This is a genomic window from Mycolicibacterium sp. TUM20985, assembly GCF_030295745.1.
Lineage (GTDB): Bacteria > Actinomycetota > Actinomycetes > Mycobacteriales > Mycobacteriaceae > Mycobacterium.
The window spans coordinates 5,283,181-5,301,278 of sequence record NZ_AP027291.1; the positions used below are offsets into that span (position 1 = coordinate 5,283,181).

The 18,098-nt window shown below is 69.1% G+C and carries 10 protein-coding genes; 1 reads left to right on the forward strand and 9 read right to left on the reverse strand.

From position 1 onward, the window contains the following. Positions 1–2: 2 nt before the first annotated feature. The gene (locus tag QUE68_RS25830) at positions 3–788 is read right to left on the reverse strand and encodes an SDR family NAD(P)-dependent oxidoreductase (protein ID WP_284234866.1); all 786 of its coding nucleotides are present in this window, start codon (positions 786–788) and stop codon (positions 3–5) included. A 56-nt stretch (positions 789–844) separates the two neighbouring features. Here QUE68_RS25830 and QUE68_RS25835 point away from each other — a divergent pair, with 56 nt between their 5' ends. After that, the gene (locus QUE68_RS25835; RefSeq protein WP_284234865.1) at positions 845–2,218 is read left to right on the forward strand and encodes a WS/DGAT/MGAT family O-acyltransferase; all 1,374 of its coding nucleotides are present in this window, start codon (positions 845–847) and stop codon (positions 2,216–2,218) included. A 15-nt stretch (positions 2,219–2,233) separates the two neighbouring features. Here QUE68_RS25835 and QUE68_RS25840 read toward each other — a convergent pair whose 3' ends face one another. Genes QUE68_RS25840 through QUE68_RS25875 form a run of 8 tightly spaced genes read right to left on the reverse strand, consistent with a single transcriptional unit; the run spans position 2,234 to position 17,816 of the window. Continuing rightward, the gene (locus QUE68_RS25840) at positions 2,234–3,481 is read right to left on the reverse strand and encodes a phthiocerol/phthiodiolone dimycocerosyl transferase family protein (RefSeq protein WP_284234864.1); all 1,248 of its coding nucleotides are present in this window, start codon (positions 3,479–3,481) and stop codon (positions 2,234–2,236) included. Positions 3,482–3,506: 25 nt separating this feature from the next. Beyond that, a complete protein-coding gene (locus tag QUE68_RS25845) occupies positions 3,507–4,316 on the reverse strand; it encodes an ABC transporter permease (protein ID WP_284234863.1) in 810 nt (269 codons plus the stop codon). After that, positions 4,316–5,137: an ABC-2 transporter permease gene (locus tag QUE68_RS25850; RefSeq protein ID WP_284234862.1), complete on the reverse strand. Its 822-nt coding sequence runs from the start codon at positions 5,135–5,137 to the stop codon at positions 4,316–4,318. Before QUE68_RS25850 ends, QUE68_RS25845 begins: the two co-directional genes overlap by 1 nt. Then, positions 5,134–6,099, reverse strand: coding sequence for an ATP-binding cassette domain-containing protein (locus QUE68_RS25855; RefSeq protein ID WP_284234861.1), 966 nt, complete (start codon positions 6,097–6,099; stop codon positions 5,134–5,136). The genes QUE68_RS25850 and QUE68_RS25855 overlap by 4 nt, the downstream gene beginning before the upstream one ends. Before the next feature lie 11 nt (positions 6,100–6,110). Next, positions 6,111–10,574 (reverse strand): type I polyketide synthase, encoded by a 4,464-nt coding sequence (locus tag QUE68_RS25860; RefSeq protein ID WP_454786476.1) that lies wholly within the window; start codon positions 10,572–10,574, stop codon positions 6,111–6,113. Continuing rightward, complete coding sequence (locus tag QUE68_RS25865) at positions 10,574–15,292, reverse strand: type I polyketide synthase (protein ID WP_286274633.1); 4,719 nt, start codon at positions 15,290–15,292, stop codon at positions 10,574–10,576. Before QUE68_RS25865 ends, QUE68_RS25860 begins: the two co-directional genes overlap by 1 nt. After that, positions 15,289–16,050, reverse strand: coding sequence for a thioesterase II family protein (locus QUE68_RS25870; protein ID WP_286274634.1), 762 nt, complete (start codon positions 16,048–16,050; stop codon positions 15,289–15,291). The genes QUE68_RS25865 and QUE68_RS25870 overlap by 4 nt, the downstream gene beginning before the upstream one ends. Beyond that, positions 16,047–17,816, reverse strand: coding sequence for an AMP-binding protein (locus QUE68_RS25875; protein WP_286274635.1), 1,770 nt, complete (start codon positions 17,814–17,816; stop codon positions 16,047–16,049). The genes QUE68_RS25870 and QUE68_RS25875 overlap by 4 nt, the downstream gene beginning before the upstream one ends. Between the last annotated feature and the right edge of the window lie 282 nt (positions 17,817–18,098).

Consider the following 18,098-nt stretch of genomic DNA (forward strand, 5'->3'; position numbering starts at 1 on the left):
CGTCAGCCGTCCACTAGCCAGCCGGTTACCGCGATCGACGCTCGTCTGGGCAGCACCCGGGTGACCACACGCGCGACGAAGGCATTGGCGGCGCCGTCGACGAAGCTGGGTTTGCGGCCGGCCAGCGCCCGCATCGTCGCGTCGACCACCTGCTGCGGGCTGCGGGTGACCGCCGTGGCTGCCGGACCGGATGCGGCCGTCGCCGCCGCGTCACCGGCCAACTCGAAGAAGGGCGTGTCGGTCAGCCCGGGACACACCGCCAACACGCGGATCCCGTGCGTGCGCTCCTCCGCCCAGAGCGCTTCGGTGAACGACAAGACGAAGGCCTTCGACGCGCCGTAGACCGCCATCTTCGGCAATGGCTGGAAGGCCGCGATCGACGCCACGTTGATGATCGTGCCCGCGCCCCTGGCCCGCATCTGCGGAAGGTAGCGGACCGTGGCGCCGACGACCGTCCGGCAGTTGAGCTCGACCGCCGCCTCGAGGCGCTGCGGGTCTGCGTCGGCGACGTCACCGTGGGTTCCGAAGCCGGCATTGTTGACCAGCACGGAGATCTCGAGGCCGAGGCGATTCGTCTCCTGCCACAGGTCGCCCGCCGCGGTGGGGACCGACAGGTCCATTGCCAGCACGGTGATCTCGACGCCGTATGCCGTCCGCAGTCGCGCCGCAAGGGCGTCGAGCTTGTCGGCGCTGCGGGCGACGACGACGAGATCGTCACCGCGTGCGGCGAACTGCTCGGCGAACTGCGCGCCGATTCCGGTCGATGCCCCGGTGATCAGGGTGACCATTGCCGACTCCGATCAGATGGGGTACCCGCAGGGTGTTGAGGACGTATCGTCATGGCGTGCAACGTCCGCGGTGGTTGAGTGGACTCGATGCCAGCTTCCTCCACCTCGAGAGCGCGACGCAGCCCCTGCAGGTGATTTCGGTACTGGAACTGGATGTCTCGACGATTCCGGGTGGTTACGACTACTCCCGCTTCCGCCATGACCTCTCGATGCGGGTCCGCGGCATGCCCGCGTTTCTGGAGAAACCGTCCCATGGCTTGGCGTATCTCGGTCGTCCCGTCTGGCTGGCGGACGGCGCCATCGACGTCGACCGCCACGTGCACCGGGTCGTTCTGCCAGCCCCCGCGGGCCGAGCCGAATTGGTGGACGTCTGCAGCTATCTGGCGGGTCTGCCGCTCAGCCGTGACCGGCCGCTGTGGGAGATGTGGGTGATCGAGGGCGGTCACCGGCTGGCCGTGCTGATCAAGGTCCACCACGCAGAGGCCGACGGTGTCACCTTCGCCAGGATGCTGTCGCAGCTGTGCAGTACCGAAATCGACCCCGAACCCAACCCCCCGCCTGCGGATCCGCCGCTCGGCGCGAGTTCGTGGGCGATCGCCATCGACGGACTGGCACGTTTCGCCGGACGACCCCTGTACGTCGCCGTCACGCTGCTGCCCGCGACCATCAGGGCGGTCGCCGACACCGTTCGGCGGGCGGTGACCGGCCGCGCCATGACAGCGCCGTTCACGGCCCCGCGGACCGTGCTCAACGGCCGCCTCACAGCGGATCGCAGGCTCGCGTTCGCCCGCCTCGACCTCGACGACGTGAAGGAAGTGAAGAACCACTTCGGGGTTACCGTCAACGACGTCCTGATGGCCCTGATCGGCGGAGTGCTCCGCCAGTTCCTGCTCGACCGCGGCGAGTTGCCCCGCCGCTCGCTCGTCGCCCTCGTGCCGGTCTCGGTGCACGTGCCATCCGAACGCCCCGAGCGCAACCAGGTTTCGGGAATGTACGCCAGACTCCTGACGCAGATCGCGGACCCCGGCACACGACTGAGGGCGATGGCACCAGCCAATACCGTTGCCAAGGAACATAGTTCGGCGATCGGCGCGACACTGCTGCAGGACTGGTGTGAGCTCACCGGGCCCGTCACCCTGGGCATCGCGAAGCGGACCTACGCACGCCTGACCCGGTTCCGTCCGATGTACAACGTCGTGGTGTCCAACGTGCCGGGCCCCCAGGCCCGTTACTTCCTCGGCGCTGAGATCACGGCGATGTACCCGTTCGGCCCCGTCCTGCACGGTGCCGGTGTCAACATCACCATGTGGACGGTCAACGGGATCCTCCACATCGGCGTGATTGCGTGCCCCGAACTGCTGCCCGACCCCGCCGCTCTGGCCGACGGGTTCGCGGTCGGGTTGCAGCAGCTCCGCAGCGAAACCGACTGAGCCATCGGGTCTCATCTACTCGGTGATCCAGCCGCAGCGGGACGGGACGTCTGCCAACAGATCGTGGATCTCGCGGACGTGGCGCTCGGGTTCCGGTCCGTGGCTGTGGTAACCGATCACCACCCGGCCGTCATACATTGCGGAGGTGTACATGTCGACACCCGCGGACGCCGATGCGAAGAGCACTTCGACGTCGTACTGCTCGACCGTCAGACCGGGTGGCGTGCGCAGCGCCGGCAGTTCCCCACCGTCGGTGGTCATCACGACGTCCGGCAGGCCCGGCGGGTTCCCCTGGTACTGCGAACCGAAGTGCAGGAACGACTGCTGGATCACCCCGTCGGCCAGATCGGCACGGAACGCCTCGACGATGTCACGGGCCAGGTCGAGGATGTCGGTCCTCGGGGTGATCTCGGCCAGGTACATCGCCATCCCCACCGGGTTGGTGGCCTGCGTCGCACCGACGGGCGGGGTCAGGAAGAAGCGCAGATCGACCGGGTACATGTACGGGATGGGCAGATGTGGGGTATCGCGGATATTCCACTCCGCCAACAAGATCGACGCGGCCACCATCGCGTTGACACTGACCCGGCGGGCCGCGCACACGTCGAGCAGATCGCGGCTCTCCTGATGGCTGAGCCGGCAGGTCGCCGACGGCACCCGAGCCGACCGTGGACCGGCTCCCGCGTTTCGATTCGAGGGCGGCAGCTCGTAGGCGAACATCGCCGGGAGGTAGCGCTCCAAGCCGAATCGCTGGAGTTTCTCGATGCCGCGTTCGGTGAGCACCGCCTCCAACGACTCCGGAATGGGTTCGGTCACGACCGGCCCGACGCCCACACCGCCGACGATGTCGGTGTACCAGCCGAACAGCTTCTCCAGCAGGGCGAACTGGTGGTGGGCGTCGGCCAGCGCATGGTGGGTGTACAGGGTCAGCTCGGAGCGGTCCGCCCCGACCCTGAGACGCAGGTTCAGCAGCGCCTCGGATTGGTCGGGGAGCCGCTGAGCCGGTGTCTCGCCGAGCTTCTCGACCCACATCCCCTGGTGCTCGTAGTCGTCGACCATGATTTGGTGTCTGCCGTCGGCGCCGGGCCGATCGAGGTGACCGGCGTGCGCCGGATGCACCTGCAACAGCGTCTCGAATGCCTGCGACATCGCGCCGACGTCCACCGGTCCGTGCAGTGTCAGGGTCATGCCGATGAAGTTCTCCGCCGTCGCGTAGAACTCCTCGCTCGGCGTCAGATAGCGGATCGGGGTCGAGCCAAACACCGTGCACCTTCCCTCGTCATGCGGGTCACCGGCTGGTGCTCGCCCGGCGGTAGCCCACCACGAGCGGCCACAGGCACACCGCGACGATCGCGGCGCACCATGCCAGCAGGTGGAGCATCGGCGACAGCACTGGTCCCCCCACCGAGAGCCCGCGCATCGCGTCGACGGCCGGTGACATCGGCTGGTGTTCGACCAGCGGTTGGACCCAGTCGGGGTAGCGCTCCAGCGGCACGAACCCGGTACAGAAGGTCGCGCCCAAGATGATCACCGGTTGCATGGCCTCCACCAGAACGGCTCTGGGCCAGTACAGCGCGACCGTATTGGCGAGTGTCGCAAAGGCCACGCCGAAGATGACCGGTATGGCCACCCACAGCACCGCCGCGCCGACCCCGACGTGAAAGCGGAACCCGAACAGCATTCCGGCGCCGAGGATGACGAGCGTCGTGGCGAGCAGGCGGATGGTCTCGGCGGCCAGGCGCGCGAGCAGTCCGGCGGCGCGATGGACGGGCAGCGCCCACATTCGGGAGAGGAACCCGTCGAGCCGCTCGGCGTTGATGCCGACCACACCGGTCGTCGACCCCGACATCGTGGCCACCAAAGCCACCAGCGGCACGCTGCGGTACAGCGCGTCCTCGCCCGTGATCGCGGTGATCGAGTCACCGAAGACGACCTTGAGCGTGAGCAGGAAGGCCACGGGCAACAGCAGCGCGTGGACGAGCGTCATCGGCGTGCGCACCGACCGGATCAGCAGCCGCTTGGTGAGCACCAGGGTCTGCTCGCGCAGGCTGTCCGAACGGGCCTCGGAGTCGTCGCTTCGCGCCGCGAGGATCACCATCAGCTTCTCCGCCGGTACACCGTGATCGCCCAGGGCAGGGTGACCGCGATCATGCCGACCACCCAGGCCAGCGCCGGTGCCAGGACCGACCAGGTGATCGGCGGGACACCGGGTTGGGAGTCGCCGGCCAGTGCCTGCATGGCGTAGACGAGCCGGGAGATGGGCTGATTGTCGACGACCGGCTGGATCCATCCCGGAAAGCGGTGCAGCGGTTGAATTCCCACCGACAGGAAGCCGAAGATCAACTGCGGCAACAACAGCCACTGGGCGGTCGAGGCGGGGTTGCGCGAGTTGGCCCCGATGGTGTCGGCCAGGAAAGCCAGGGCCAGACCGGTGAGCATCACCAACAGGCAGAACACGGCGATGGCCATGGGTCCGCGGTGGAATCTGAAGCCGATGGCGTAGCCACACCCGAGCGCCACGACCAGCCCGATCGCACAGCGGTACACGCTCGCCGCGATGCGGGCCGCCAGCGGCGTCAGCGATGCGATCGGCAGCGACTGAAAGCGGCGGTTGATCCCCTTCACCGAATCGGTCGCAGCCCGGAAGGCGGTGGAGATCGACGCAAAGGCGATGGCCTGCAACACTATCAGCGGCAACAAATACTGCGCGTAGCTGCTCATCCCCAGGTCGGGCCCGTCCATCAGCCGGTTCAGCGGGATGTAGAGGCTGGCGGTCGCCGCCACCGACACGACCACCCCCACCGCCACCTCGCCGTTGCGCAGCGTGGGAGCGATCAGCCGGGTGGTGAGCACCCACCACTGCTGGGCGCCAGAGGGGTCCGGCCGCTTCTGGGCGACCGTAGCGAGGGACGCGGTCACGTCGACACCCCGGTCAGCGAGAGGAAGACGTCGTCCAGCGACGGCCTGCGCAACACGATGTCGGCCAACGGAATGTGCGCCGAATTGATCTGCAGAAGAGCCGCACTCAGCACGGCGGGGCCATCGGCCGCGGGCAGGCTGACCCGGTCGGACTCGGGGCCGATCGCCGCCAGGCTGGTCGCGGGCACCAGCGGACCCAGCGCCTCCACCAGGGCGTGCAAATGGGCCGGATTGCGCGGCACGATCTCGCAGAACGTGCCGCCGGTGCGCTCCTTGAGTTCGTCGGCGGTCCCCTGCGCGACGATGGTGCCGTGGTCTATCACGATGATCCGGTCGCTCAGGGCGTCCGCCTCCTCGAGATACTGGGTGGTGAGCAACGTCGCGATGCCCGCCTCCTTGAACGTGGTGACCAATTCCCAGATGGCCTGTCGGCTGCGCGGATCCAGTCCTGTGGTCGGCTCGTCGAGGAACACCACCTCGGGTCGGACCACCAGCCCGCAGGCGATGTCGACGCGTCGGCGCATGCCACCGGAATAGGTGCTGACCCGTCGCCCCGCGGCGTCCTCGAGATCGAACTGGCGCAGCAGGTCGGCGGCTCTCGACTTGGCAGCGGTCTTGCTCAGACCCTGCAACCGGCCGAACATCACCAGGTTCTCGTATCCGCTCAGCATGTCGTCGAGCGCGACGTGCTGACCGGTGAGCATGATCGACCGGCGCACCAGCGCCGGGTGGCTGACCACGTCCTGACCCGCCACCGTGGCACGGCCGCGATCCGGCGTGGTCAGCGTCGACAGGATCTCCACCGTAGTGGTCTTGCCCGCACCATTCGGACCGAGCAGGGCCACGACCTCGCCGCGGCCCACGTCGAAGGTGATGTCGCGCAACGCGGCTACCGACCCGAACGACTTGCCAATACCCTCGACCTGGACGCCCAGGTCGGAACCTCCGTCGAAATGCGACATCGCTTCCCTACCTATTCGTCGTCATCGAGAACGGCCGCGGACAGATCCACCAGGGCGAACGCCTCGTCTTCAGCCTCATCGTCAGCACTGTCGGCGTCCCCGGCGACCGCGTCGTCGAGCAAGGCGATCAGTGTCGTGGTGAACTGCCCGGCAAGCGCCTCGACGGTATCGGCCGGCACCCGCCGACGGTCATACCACCAGTCCACGTGAAGCACGCCGCCCTGTCGAAACGCCCGTATCTCCAACGGATGTCCGAGACCCGGCAGGGTCTCGCGGACCGTGAGCCCGGTATCGTCGTCGAACTGCACCGGCGCGTCACTGGGACGCCATTCCGGCACCATTCCGAGGTAGGAGACGAAGATCTCCGGGACGGGTGCGGCGGCGAGGAGCGGTGCCGTCGGCGCGTGCAGATGACGGAGCAGGCCATGCCCGATGCCATGATGCGGCACCGCCGCGACCGTCCGGCTGACCTCCTCGAGCAGCTGGGCCGCACTGGCACTCGCCACGTCCAGGCAGGGCAGCGCGATCGGGTAGATCGTGGAGAACCAGCCGAACGTCCTGCGCAGATCGACCTCCGGCCGGAGCACCGACCGGCCGGCCCCGGCGAGGTCCACGGCGGCCACACCGTCACCGACGGTGATCGCCAGGGTGCGCGCCAGCGCGGCCAACAGGATCTCCTCCGCCGAGGATTGCAGGATCCGGCGGGCGTTGTCGATCTGCGACGTCTGGTCGGGGGTCAGGGCGACGGCCAGCCGGGTCAGGTCGTCGGCGCCCGGCGGACCGGTCACGGCGGCGTCGATCTCGGGGCTGGTCAACCGCAACGTGGCCTGCGCGGCATTGTCGAGCCAGTAGTTGCGTCGGTCGAGCACCGCGGGATGCGCGGCCAGGGCCGCACACCGCTGCGACCATTCCCGCCAGCCCGTGGTGACGGGTTCCAGGGCGATGTCGCTGCCGGCCAGCCGCTGGCCGAAGGCCGTCATCAGGTCGGTCACCAGCACCTCGCGCGAGGTGGCGTCGTCGACCATCTGGTGCAGGGTGAGCACCAGGAACCGCGGGTCCCCAGCCGCAGTGGTGACGTAGGTGGCCGTCAGTGGCCAGCTGCGCAGGTCCTGTGCCGCAATCGTTTCCGACACGATGCTGGCCAGCGCCGCCCGCTCCTGCGCGGTGTCCGGCGCAGCGTCGGCGGGCAGTGACCGTTCCGCGACGTCGACCACGCCACCGGGGTCGGCGATCTGCTGTTCCCACGTCCCCGCCCGGTTGGCGATCCGCATCCGCAACGCATCGTGCTGATCCACCACCGCGGCCATGACGGCGGAGACGTCCTCGGCCCGCACCGTGGAGTCCAGCCGCAGGACCAGCGGCGCCCGCCAGCGGCCCGGCTCGGCCAGCCCGCCGTCCAGGAAGCGCAGGAGGTTCGGCGGGGCCGGCGGATTGAGATCGTCGGTGTCCTGGCTCGCCAGGCCGCCCGAGGCGTAGCGCGAGACGAGCGCATCGGCCAGTGCGGCAATCGTGCCGTGGTCGTAGAGGTCCTGTGGCGTGATCTCCAGACCCTGGTGCGATGCGGTCATCGCGACGCCGATCGCCAGGAGGGAATCACCACCGATGGCGAAGAAGTCGTCACCCGGCGCGATCGTCTCGACACCGAGGCATTGCGACCAGATCCGCTGCAGTGTCGCCTGCATCTGCGACCTGGCATCGGTGGCGCTGACGGAGACGCGCTCGGGCTGCCGCGGTTCGGCGACGCCCGCTCCGCCCGGTTCGGCCAGCTGGCCGCCCGAGCGCGAGGGGGTGGCGGGATCGATCCAGTGTCGTTGCCGGGCAAAGGCATAACCGGGCAGCGTCACACGCTGGGCCTGGTCGCCGTGGCGGGGCGTCCAGTCCACGTCCACGCCGGCCGACCAGAGCTGTCCCAGGCCGAGCAGGAAGACGTCGCGATCGTCGCGGCTCTGCAACGGGTGGCGCATGAGGCGCACCGCGCGATGCGTCTCCGACCATCCGGGCAGTCGTACGGCGGATCCCGTCAGGCTCCCGCCGGGACCCACCTCGACCAGCACCCGGTGGGGATCGGCGAGCAGGGTCGCCACGTCGTCGGCGAACCGCACCGTGGACCGGACGTGCCGCGCCCAGCGCTGAGGATCTCCTGCCTCCTCGTCGGTCATCCATGTCCCGGTCACGTTCGACAGCAACGGGATTCGGGGGGCGTGCAGGGTCAGGGTGGAGAGGTACTCGGCGAATGGGGCCAGGACCGCGTCCATCGACCGGGAGTGGAACCCGTGCGACGTCCGCACCCGTCGGGCCGTGATGCCCTTGGCGGCAACGCGATCGGCGAACTCCCGAATGGCGTCCTCCGAACCCGCGATCACGCAGCTGCCTGTCTCGTTGACGGCGGCGAGGTCGACGTCGGCGGTGAGCAGGCCGGCGAGGTCGTCGGGGTTCGCTGCCACGGCGACCATGGCCCCCGAGGGTGCGGCGTGCATCAGCCGGGCGCGTACCGACACCACCTTGATCGCCGTCGCCTCGTCGAAGACCCCGGCGACCGTCGCGGCGACGATCTCGCCGATGCTGTGCCCGGCCAGCGCCGCCGGCGTGACCCCGAACGACAGGATCAGCTGCGCCAGTGCGTACTCCACCGTGAACAGAGCCGGCTGGGCCAGGTCGGTGGGCTCCAGGCTGGTCGCGCCGGAACCAAACACCTCCGCGGCCAGATCGATGCCGAGCTCCGCGCCGAATCCCGCGGCACACCGGTCGAAGGTCTCCCGGAACACCGGTTCGGTGTCGTACAGGCCGCGGGCCATGCCGACGTGTTGCGCACCTTGTCCGGGGAACAGGAACGCCACCCGCTCCGTGGCCGAGGACGAGCCGGACGGGCACTGCCCGACCGACACCCGCTCGTGGTCAACGGCGGTCAGGACCGCTGCGGCGTCGGCACGGTCGGCGACGACGGCCGCCATCCGCACCTCGTAGGGCCGTCGACCCGCCAGCGTGAACGCCACGTCGGGCAGCGACAGATGCTCGTCGCGTGAGAGTTCTCCGGCGAGGGCTGTCCGGGCATCCGTCACGGACTCCGCGGTCCTGGCGGACAGCAGCAGCACCTGAGGACCGCTCGGGGCAGTGACGGCGGAGGTCCGCGGCGCCTCCTCGAGGACCAGGTGGACGTTGGTGCCACCGACCCCGAACGAGCTCACACCGGCCCGTCGCGGAGTGTCGGATTCCCATGTCGTGTAACGATTCTGGACGACGAACGGGCCGTCCTCCAGGTGCAGTTCCGGGTTCGGCGCGGTGTAGTGCAGAGTCGGGGGGATCGCCTGGTTCTTCAGGCACAGGATGGCCTTGACCAGACCGGCGACACCGGACGCCGCGTCGAGGTGGCCAATGTTCGACTTCACCGAACCCAGCACGCACGGCGCGGACCGTTCCAGCTCCGACACCTCGAAGGCCTGGCGAAGGGCTTCGACCTCGATCGGGTCGCCCAGTGGCGTACCGGTGCCGTGGGTCTCGACGTAGCCGATGGTCGAGGAGTCGACGTCGGCGATGGCGTGTGCCTCGGCGATGACCTCCGCCTGACCGGCGAGTGCCGGTGCCGCATAGGTCATCTTGACCGCACCGTCGTTGTTGATCGCCGAACCGCGGATGACGGCGTGGATTCGGTCACCGTCGTCGAGCGCCGCCTGCAACGGCTTGAGCACCACGGCCGCGACCCCGCTGCCGAAGATGGTGCCGTCGGACCGAACGTCGAACGGCCTGCAGTGCCCGGACTGCGACACCATGGCGCCGGGCTCGAAGCCGTAGCCGACGTGATGCGGCACCCGGATCGCGGCGGCACCGGCGAGCACCATGTCGGATTCGCCGGACAGCAGGCTCTGGCAGGCCAGGTGCACCGCGACCAGCGAGGACGAGCAGGCGGTCTGCACCGAGATGCTCGGCCCCCGCAGATTGAACTGATGTGACACCCGCGTCGCGGGATAGTCCTTGTCGTTCAACAGAACCAGGTTGAACATCTCGACGGTGATGCCCTCGCCGATCAACGCATCGCGGTCCCGGTGCGACATCAGGTTGTGCAACAGGTAACCGCTCGCGGTGCTCGAACCGAAAACCCCGACCGCACCGTCGTAGGTGGCGGGGTCATAGCCGGAATCCTCGAACGCGTGCCACGCCGTCTGGAGGAACAGTCGCTGTTGAGGGTCCATCATCCGCGCCGTGTACGGGGTCATCCCGAAGTACTCGGCGTCGAACTCGTCGATGCCGTCGAGCAGGGCAGCGCGCCGGACGTAGGCGGGATCGGCGAGTGTCTTCGCGCTCACGCCCGCGGCGGTCAGGGCCTCCTCGGACAGCGTGGTGACGGACTCCTCACCGCGGCACAGGTTGTCCCAGAACTGTGTCACCGAGTTGGCGCCGGGGAACCTGCCCGCCATACCGATCACCGCAATGGCATTGGGCGGCAACTCATTCGCTTCGGTCACTTCATGTGGATGCATCACTGGACTCCATGTCCTCGTCGTCTGCCTGCCTGAGCTTGCTGGCGGGCCTTGGCGCGCTGTTGGGCCCTAGCCCCCAGGGCAGAGCGGGCCGGCACCGGATCGTCTGCCGCCGTCCCGAAGCCCATCCGCTCGCAGAGTGCGTCGGTCAGGCGCGAAATGGTCGGGTACTCGTAGATCACCGCGGCGGGCAGTGTCACTCCCAGGCTGGCGCCGAGGCTGCGCTGAAGGGACACGCTCATCAGCGAATCCATGCCCAGTTGGAAGAATCCAGCGTTCGGGTCGAGGGTCTGCGCGTCGGACAATCCCATCGCGTCCGACGCCAGGCTGCCGATGTGGTCGGCCAGAAGTCCGCGGCGCCGATCGGGCGGGCTTTCGCGCAACGCCTTGGCGAACTCGCTCTCCGGCCCGACCCCAGCCGTCGCATCCGCCTCCGCCAGCAGATCGTCGACGATGCGCAACGCTCCGCGGGTGCGGTACGCCGCGGCCAGCAGCGACCAGTCCGCGTCCACGACCGTGGACCGCACCGGCGCGTCGGGCGCCATCGCCAGGGACAGTGCACGGATGGCCACGTCGTCGGGCATCGGCACCAGCCCCGAGTTCGACATCACCTGATTGGCATCGGTCTCATTGTCCGCCAACGACTTCCACAGCCCCCAGTTGACCACGGTGGCCGGCAGACCCATGTTGCGGCGCGCGTAGGCGACGGTGTCGAGGTAGTTGCTGGTCGCCGTGTAGTGGGCCAGCCAGCGCGAACCGAGCAGCCCGGAGACCGACGAGAACATGACGAAGTGGCGGACGGCGGTGCGCAGCGACAGGGTGTGCAGCACGCCCAGCGCATCCAGCTTCGGACCGAACATCGCCGTGACGTCGCCTTCGGTCATGTCCGACAACGCGACTGGTCCGCCGCCGAAAGCCGCCAGGTAGATACCCTCCAGCGCAGGAAGGTCGGTGCCGAAACGGTCGAACAGTGCCGCCATCGCGACGGGGTCGGCAGCGTCGGCGGCCACCTGCACCAGCGTCGACCCGGTCGATGAGAGCCGTTGGGCCAGGTCGTCGAGCCGGCCGCCGGGGTTTCGCGACACCGCGATGATCGTGCCGGCGCCCATGTCGGCGAGCTGCTGGATCAGATGCGGCCCGATGCGGCCGGTGGCACCGATCACCAGCTGGCTGGTGTCCCGTCCGAGCCGATCGCTCGGGACCGCCACCGGAGTCTGCCGTCGCAGACGTGGCACGTGCCGGGCACCCGACCGGTAGACGACCTGGTCCTCCGGCCCGCCGGAGATCGCCTCGGCCAGTACGCAACGCGCGGCCAGGACGGCGGGCAACGAGTCGTCGACATCGACCACGCCGCCCCAGATCTCGGGATGCTCGAGGGCGAGGGTGCGGCCCAGACCCCACAGGACGGCGTGTGCGGGGTTGGCACGATCGCCGTCGGCGACCGGCTGCGCATTGCGGGTGAGCAGGTACAGCCGCGGAGGCGAGGACATCGAGAGCAGTTCTTCGACAAGTCTTCTCGCGTCGTCGAACAGGGTGCGGGCCGAGGCCGCGTCGATCGAGGCTCCCGTGGTGGCGGGCGCGAACAGCACGTTGTCCACCGCGCCCAGCGCACCGTGCCCGAGCTCGGCGCCCACCTCGGCGTCCCCGAGCACCAGCCACGGGCCCACTCCCGCCGCATCGGCCGCAGGCAGCGGTTGGACGGGCCAGGTCGGCTCGTACAGCCAGTCCGCCGGGACGGGAGTGTCGGCGCCTGCCATGGGCCGGGAGACCTGCTGCGCCCCAACGCTCTTGACAGCCGCTGCGGGAGCGTCGAGCCAGTGCCGGGTGTGACGCCAGGGGGTGATCGGGATGGCGGGGTGGGGTTCGGGCCGATGGTCGCCCTGCGGCGGCCGGGACGTATGGGTGGCATTCAGGTTGGTGTGGAATTCGACGGTGTCGTGCCCGTCGCGCTGCAAGGTACCGAGGCTATGGTGATGCGCGTTGCCGGTGGATGGGTGCTCGAGCGTGTCGGACATCGCCTTGGTGAGCAACGGGTGCGGGCTGACCTCGATGAAGGTGCAGTGGGTAGCGCCCGCGACGGCCACGGCCTGGCTGAACCCGACCGGCTGGCGCAGGTTGGCGACCCAGTGCTCGGCATCGAAGAGCGTTGCGGCATCGACATTCTCGACGGTGCTGATGACCGGGATCAGCGGCAGCCTCGGCGTCAGTCCGGCCAAGGCCTCACGCAGCTCCGGCAGGAGCGGATCCATCATCGCGTGGTGCGAGGCGACTTCGACGTCCACCCGCCTGGCGAACGCGTTCTGTGCGGTGGCCCTCGCGATGACGGCTTCGACGGCCTCGATCGGTCCGGCGACCGCCGTCTGACTGGGCGATGCATGGACCGCGATCGTCACCTCGGGGTAGTCGGCGATCAACGTCCCAACCGCGGTTGCGTCGAGCTCGAGCAGGGCCATCGCCCCCTTCTCCGCGCGTTCGGCCATCAACCGTGACCGGGTGGCGATGACGTGCAGGCCCTGCGCCGGAGTCAGGGCACCCGCCACGACTGCGGCGGTGACCTCACCCATCGAGTGCCCGATGACGGCATCCGGCTCGACACCGTAGGAGCGCCACAACGCGGTCAACGCGAGCTGAACGCCCACCACCGTCGGCTGAATCCGCTCGATCCCGGTGATCGCCTCGCCGCCCGCGAGCACGTCGTACAACGAGAACCCCACCTGCTCGACGAAGTCCGGCTCCAGCGCGGCGACCGCGTCGGCGAACGCCGGTTCATCCGCGAGGAGCTGGCGACCCATTCCGGGCCACTGCGAGCCCTGACCCGAGTAGACGAACACCGTGCCGGAGCCGCACGACCCCTGGTGCGGGTGGACCACGCCGGTGGCGGGTTCGGCGGCCGCGACCGCCCGCAGCCCGGCGATGGCCCCCGCGCGGTCGGCCGCACAGACCGTGGCGAACGTCCCGTGCCGGCTGCGGTGATGGTCGAGCGTGTGCGCGACGTCGGGGATCGGCACCAGCGCGCCGGGGCCGGTCATCCAGTCGGCCAGGGTCGTGGCCGTCGCGGTCATCCGCTCCGGGCTCTTGCCGCTGACGACGAGCGTGGTCACCGCGGGCGTCACCGCGGGCTCCTCCGCCCGCGCCTCGAACCCCTGCTCCAGCACCACGTGTGCGTTCGTGCCGCCGAAACCGAAGGCCGACACCCCGGCCAAGCGCCGACGGCCGGTCGCGGGCCATCCCGTCGGTGCGTCGACCACCTTCAGGCGGAGCTCGTCGAACGGGATGTGCGGGTTGGGGTTCTCGAAGTGCAGGTTGGCGGGGATCGTGCCGCGTTGCAGCGCCATCGTCGTCTTGATCAGCCCGACGATGCCCGCGGCGGCCTCCAGATGACCGAGGTTGGTCTTGACGGCGCCGGCCAACAGCGGCGCATTCGCCTGTCTGCCACGCCCATACACCGTTCCGAGGGCTCGAGCCTCGATGGGATCGCCGAGGAGCGTTCCGGTGCCGTGCGCCTCGACGTAGTCGATCTCCGACGGCGCGACGCCCGCATCGGCGCACGCGGCCCGCAACACCGCGGCCTGCGCCGCCGGGTTCGGCGCCATCAGCCCGTTGGACCGACCGTCCTGGTTGACCGCGGAACCGCGCACGATCGCGAGCACCCGGTCCCCGTCGCGCTGCGCGTCCGAGAGCCGCTTGAGCACGGCGACACCGCAGCCCTCACCGCGGACGAATCCGTCGGCGGCGGCATCGAAGGCGTGACAGGCACCGGTCGGCGACATGGCTTCGGCCGCGTCGAAGCTGCGGGTGACGGCGGGTGAGAGCACCAGGTTCACGCCAGCGGCGATGGCCAGCTCCGACTGGCCCGTCCGCAGACTCTGACAGGCCAGGTGCACCGCGACCAACGAGGACGAGCACGCGGTGTCGACGGTGAGCGACGGTCCCCGCACGTCCAGGAAGTAGGAGAGGCGATTGGCGATGATGCTCAACGCCCCGCCGGTGCCCGTCCAGGCGTCGATCCGGCCGAGGTCGCGCGCGGCGAGGAAGCCGTACTCGCTGACGCACGCGCCTGCGAAGACTCCGGTCAGGCTGCGCCGCAGGGTCTCGACGGGGATGCCGGCATGCTCGAGGGCCTCGACGGCGACCTCCAGCAGCAGGCGCTGCTGCGGATCGATGCGGTCGGCTTCCCGCGGCGCGATGCCAAAGAACTCGGCGTCGAAACCGGCGACGTCGTCGAGGAACGAGCCCCATCGCGTCGTGCTCGCCAACGCCGCCGCCGCCTCCGGGGTGCCGTCGTCGAACGCCTGCCACCGATCGTCGGGCACGGTGCCCACCGCCGACCGGCCTGCGGTCAGAAAGTCCCACAGCGCCTCGGGTCCGCGGATGTCGCCGGGATCGCCGGGTAGCCGGCAGCCCAGCCCGATGACGGCGATCGGTTCGTCCGTCGAACGGCCACCAGCCCCCGGCACGACGCCCACCGGCTCGGCACTCGGATTCACCAACGCGTGGACCAGGCTGTTGAGCGTCGGGTTCTGCCAGAAGTCCACCGGTGAGACGGGCCGGTGTAGCAACTCCGACAGTTCACCCGACAGGACCACCGCGTCCCGCGACCCCACGCCCTGTTCGTTCAGGGGCGCGTCGAGGTCGATCTGGTCGGGGTTGCAGCCGATGGTGGTGACGAGGTAGTCGACCAACCAGTGGCGGAGTTCGGCCTCCCGGTCCTCACTCACGCCGGACCCGGCGGGACCGAGCCGGCCCGCACGTCTTCGGTGGAGTGCGCCAACACGCGCTGCTCGACCCAGTGGGCGAGGTGCGGCAGATTCGTGTTGATGTAGAAATGGTCGCCCACGAAGGTGGTCAGCTCGAAGTCCGCCGTGGTGCGTTGCGCCCACGGGGTCATGAGTTCGGCGGTGGCCAGGTCGTCGTCATCGGCCATCAGCCCGTAGATGGGACAGGCCACCTTCACCTCGGGCGGGTGGTCGTACGACGCGATGGCCTTCAGGCCGCGCAGCGTCGGCAGCATCGTGGCGGCGAACCGTTCGTTCTTCAGGAACTCCGGGTTGGCGCCCGTGACGTCGCTGACCATGCTGAGCAGCTCGAGTTCGGAGCCCTTCAGGTCGACGCCGTGGCGCACCGCTCCCGGCGCGGCGCTGGCCGACACGAACAGCGCCGCGACGGGGTTGCCTGCCTGCTCGAAGCGCAGGGCCACCTCGAAGGCCAACAGCGCCCCCATGCTGTGGCCGAAGAGCGCCACCCGGCCCGACGGGGCGTCAGCGGGTTTGAGCATCGCGCACAGGCGGTCGGCGAGCTCGGGGATCCCGGTGTACTGCGACAGGTCCTTGCCTGCCCGCTTGCCCGGATACTGCACCGCGACGCAGCTGGTGTCGGTGAACGCCCTGGCGAACGGAACGTAGAACTCCGGCGAGCCGCCCGTGTGGGGAAAGATGTAGAGGCGCGGCCGGTCCGCATCCTTGGTCGTCGCGGTCACATCGATGCGTCGAGGCGCGAGAAGTCGTCCAGCCGGTAACGATCCAGACACGTGGAACGGCGGACCTTGCCGCTCGTGGTGATCGGGATCGCGCCCTGCGGTACCAGCACGATATCGGCCACCCGCAGGCTGTGGTTCTGCGAGATCGCCGACGTGACTTGCCGTTTCACCCCGCGGAGCCGGTCGATCGCGGCCTCGCGCGATTCGCTCCGATCCTTGAGTTCGATGATGGCGACCAGGTGCTCGGTGCGGTCGTCTGGGATGGCGATGGCCGCGACGCGTCCACCGGTGATCTCCTGGATCGTCGCCTCGATGTCATCGGGATAGTGATTGCGGCCATCGACGATCAGCAGGTCTTTGATGCGCCCGATGATGAAGAGCTCGCCGTCGGACATCACCCCGAGGTCACCGGTGCGCAACCAGCCGTCCGCCGGGGTGGAGGGTGTCGGGCTGACCAGGGAAATACCGAAGTAGCGCGCCGTCTGCTCGGGATTGCGCCAGTAGCCCATGGCGACGTTCTCGCCGTGCACCCAGATCTCGCCGATGGCGCCCGCCGGGTTCTCCCGCATGGTCTCGGGATCCACGATCCGCAGGGTCGACGTCCGCGCAGCGCCGTAGCTGACGAGCTCCGTTCCTCCGCTCGCGGTGTTCTCGCACCGCTTGGCGTGACCCGCGGACAGCTTCTCGTACTCGAAGCGGACGGAGGTGCCGATTCGCTCCAGCTCGGCCGTCGCCACGTAGACCGTCGCCTCGGCGAGGCCGTAGGACGGTCGCACCGTCGTCCGCCGCAGGCCGAACTTCTGGAACCGCTCGTTGAACCGGGTGATGGTGGCCGCGTGGATGCGTTCACTCCCGCTGATGATTCCGGACACGTCGCTGAGGTTCAGTCCTGCGAGGTCGTCGTCCGAGGTGCGCCGGACCGCCAGTTCGAAGGCGAAGTTCGGCGCGGCCGAGAAGGTATGGGGGTGGGAGGCCAGCTGCTGGATCCACCGTGCCGGGCGCTGCAGGAAGGCCATCGGGCTCATCAGGACCGCGTGCAGTCCGGCGTGGATCGGTGCGCACACACCGTGGATCAAACCCATGTCGTGGAAGAAGGGCAGCCAGGACACCACCGTGGTGCCGACCGGCGGCACGCCGCCGGTCTCGGCGAAGTAGTCGGCCATCACCTGCTCGAGATTGGCGACGACGTTGCGGTGCGACACCATCACGCCCGCGGGCACACGGGTCGAGCCCGAGGTGTACTGCAGATAGGCCGGGCGGGAACGCACCTGCGGTGCCGGTTCGGACTCGACCGGCGCGTCGAGGTCCAGCGCGTCGACCTCGACGACGCTTGGCGCCGAGCGGCCGAGCACGGCGGAGTACTCCCGGACGACGTCCGCCACCGCCGTCGTCGTGAGGATCACCGTGGGTGCGGAATCGCGCAGGGCGGCCGACACCCGCTCGTCGTGCGATCCCGCCTGCGGTACCGACAGCGGGACGGCGACGAAACCGGCGTGCAGCGCACCGAGGAACGCGATCACGTACTCCAGACCCTGCGGCGCCAGGATCGCCGCCCGGTCCCCGATCGCCCCGCAGAGCGTGAGTTCCTCGGCGACCACGCGGACCCGCTGGTACACCTGCGACCAGGTCAGGGTCTCGGGGTAGCCAGCAGGATCGATCTCGTAGTCGACGAACGTGTACGCGGGTGCGTCGGGCTGACGAAGCGCCCGCGCACGCAGCACGTTCGGAATTGAGGTCTCCGCAGAGGAGGTCCCAAGCACGGACAAAACACCACCACCCTGTTCTCTGAAGGTCCTACGTCCGGTTGGGCGCTGTGGGGGTCGCTCGTGCGTACCCGTCTTCGCGCCCGTCCGGCCTCTCGGCTACCTTCGGCCGCCGGACCCGTCGCCGCAGACGCCGTGTGTCGCCGCAACGTTCGAAACAGGCCGCATGACGACGCCTACTGGCGCGAACATACTCGATATTTGACGTCTACGTCATATCGCGTTGCGCCAAGACCCGATGATGGCAAACCACGTGAGTCGGTCGACGTGTCGGACGGAGTTCGC

What these genes read in the sequence shown, in the direction of transcription:
- QUE68_RS25830 (WP_284234866.1), bottom strand. Translation starts at nt 788, where the DNA reads ATGGTCACCCTGATCACCGGGGCATCGACCGGAATCGGCGCGCAGTTC.
- QUE68_RS25845 (WP_284234863.1), bottom strand. Translation starts at nt 4,316, where the DNA reads ATGGTGATCCTCGCGGCGCGAAGCGACGACTCCGAGGCCCGTTCGGAC.
- QUE68_RS25855 (WP_284234861.1), bottom strand. Translation starts at nt 6,099, where the DNA reads ATGTCGCATTTCGACGGAGGTTCCGACCTGGGCGTCCAGGTCGAGGGT.
- QUE68_RS25860 (WP_454786476.1), bottom strand. Translation starts at nt 10,574, where the DNA reads ATGCATCCACATGAAGTGACCGAAGCGAATGAGTTGCCGCCCAATGCC.